This is a genomic window from Eggerthella sp. (genome assembly GCF_048329335.1).
GTDB classification, from domain to species: Bacteria; Actinomycetota; Coriobacteriia; order Coriobacteriales; family Eggerthellaceae; genus Eggerthella; species Eggerthella lenta.
Genome location: NZ_DBFEGU010000061.1, coordinates 1 through 2,321, shown reverse-complemented (window position 1 = coordinate 2,321; position 2,321 = coordinate 1). Strand labels below are relative to the sequence as shown.

The following is a 2,321-nucleotide window of genomic DNA, read 5'->3' as shown; positions in this document are numbered from 1 at the left end:
TGCTGGTTATAGCGCTGGTCAGCGCGATGGTGCTTATCCTCGTGCTGGGACGCAAGCGTCCGGCTCTCGTCCTGCGCGCCCTGCGTCCCATCGAACGGCTTGTCGACCGCGTCCTCGTGCGCTTCAAGAAAAAGCCCCTCGACCCCTGGGTCGAGCGCATCGTGGGCTCGTTTTCCGACGCTGCCGGCCTTATCGCGCATAACCCCAAGACAACGGCGAAGGCGTTCGGCTGCTCCATTGCGGCCAGCGCTTGCGAGCTGGCCTGCTTCAGCTTGGTGGGCGTGGCGTTCGGCGTGCATCAGCCCGAACCTCTCATCTGCGGCTACGTAGTCGCCACGTTGTTCGCCATGATCTCTATCACGCCGCAGGGCGTAGGCGTGGTGGAGGCTGCCGTGGTGGTGGCGTTCACGTCGTTCGGCGTGTCGGGCGCGGCGGGCCTGTCTATCGCGCTCGTGTACCGCGGCATCGTGTTCTGGATGCCGTTCCTCATCGGCGCCATCCTCATCCAAACCACCAAGACGTTCAAGCACGACGCGAAGCGGGCCGTGCGCGACCAGAAAGGCAAGGGCTTGCGCCGTTAAGCCCGAAGCCCGTCATCCGTTCGGCGCATCCAGCCTTCCTCCGCGGCCTCAATGGTAAATTGACGACGTTTCGGTGTGCTCCATGTTCTAGAATGGCAGGATGCATGCAGCGCGGCTCCGGCTGCCGTACGGAACGAGGGGACTATGAAAAAGAATGTCATAGGGCGCGCGGGCACGGCTTTCGCGCTTGTCGGCGCTTTGGCGCTTGCGGGTTGCTCGGGCTCTTCGGCGCCCTCGGAGGATGCGGTTTCGTCCGTGCTCGACCCGTCCGATCCGGTGCAGGTGGAGCTGTGGACCTATTACAACGGCACGCAGCAGCAGGCTTTCGAAGACCTCGTCAAGGACTTCAATGCGACGAAAGGCAAGGATCTCGGCATCGTGGTGACCAGCTCCAGCCAAGGCGGCGTCAACGACCTGGCCTCCGCTGTCACCGATTCCGCGCAGGAGCTTGTGGGTTCGGAGGCGATGCCCGACGCGTTCCTGTCGTATTCCGATACGGCGTCGGTCATAGACGGGTTCGGCATGGTGGCCGATCTGTCGGGCTACCTTACTGAAGAGGAGAAGGCCGGATTCGTGGAGGGCTTTCTGGAAGAGGGCGATCTGAACGGCAACGGCAGCCTCAAAGTGTTCCCGGTGGGCAAGTCCACCGAGACGCTGCAGATCAACATGACCGATTTCCAGACGTTCGCCGATGCCACCGGCACTTCGCTCGACGAGATGAGCACCATTGAGGGCATCGTGAGAGTCGCGGAGCGCTACTACGAGTGGACCGACGCGCAGACGCCGGGCGTCATGGGTGACGGCCGTCCGTTCTTCGGACGCGATGCTATGGCGAACTACCTGATCACAGGTTCAAAACAGCTGGGTCACGAGATTTTTGAAATTGAGAACGGCGTGTGCGCGCTGAACTTCGACCGCGCTACGATGAAGACGCTCTGGGACAACTACTACGTGCCCATGGTGCAGGGCTGGTTCTCGGCGGAGGGCAAGTTCCGTTCGGATGCGGTGAAGACGGGCGATCTCATCTGCTATGTGGGCTCATCGTCCTCGGTGGTGTACTTCCCGCAAACGGTGACGGTGGACGATGCCACGAGCTATCCTATCCAGTTGGGCGCGTTGCCCAACCCGTCTTTCGAGCACGGCAAGCCGTGCTCGCCGCAGCAGGGCGCCGGGTTCGTGGTGACGAAGTCCGACGAGAAAAAGGAAACCGCGTGCGTCGAGTTCCTCAAGTGGTTCACCGCTAAAGAGCAGAACACCGACTTCTCGGTGAGCGCCGGCTACGTGCCGGTCACCAAGGATGCGCTGACGCTTGAGAACCTCCAGGCGGCGGCCGAGTCGATCGACGGCGCTTCGGGCAACTATCTGGTGAACCTGCCTGCCACGCTGGATACCATCGAGGCAGGTGTGTACGCGAACCCGCCGTTCAAAGGCGGCGTCGAGGCGCGCGCCGTCCTTGACCGCGCGCTGTCGGACAGGGCGGTGGCCGATCGTGCGGCGGTGGTCGAAGCAATGGCGGCGGGAGCATCGTCCGAAGAGGCTGTGGCTCCGTATCTCGACGACGCAGGGTTCGACGCTTGGCTCGCCGACCTGGAGACCCAGCTCAGGGAAGCGATCGCTTAATATTGAGGATGCGTTCCGGACAGAAGCGCACGGCTAGACGGCGAGGAGTGACGTTTCGAGCTCTCGTCGTTTTGCCGTTCTGCGTCGCGTTGGGAATCCAGGGCGTCGTCTGCGCTACCG

At 62.7% G+C, this 2,321-nt stretch carries 2 protein-coding genes; both read left to right on the top strand.

Translation table 11 applies throughout. From position 1 onward, the window contains the following. Window positions 1-581 (top strand): lysylphosphatidylglycerol synthase transmembrane domain-containing protein (locus ACMO6A_RS02025; protein ID WP_418470705.1); only part of this gene is annotated, 581 nt, incomplete at its 5' end. A 144-nt stretch (window positions 582-725) separates the two neighbouring features. After that, on the top strand, window positions 726-2,201 hold the full coding sequence (locus ACMO6A_RS02020; protein ID WP_114516401.1) for an extracellular solute-binding protein: 1,476 nt from the start codon (window positions 726-728) through the stop codon (window positions 2,199-2,201). The last annotated feature ends 120 nt before the right edge of the window (window positions 2,202-2,321 follow it).

Bases quoted from the DNA above. Each gene is read 5' to 3' on its own strand.
- ACMO6A_RS02020 (WP_114516401.1), top strand. From the start codon at position 726: ATGAAAAAGAATGTCATAGGGCGCGCGGGCACGGCTTTCGCGCTTGTC.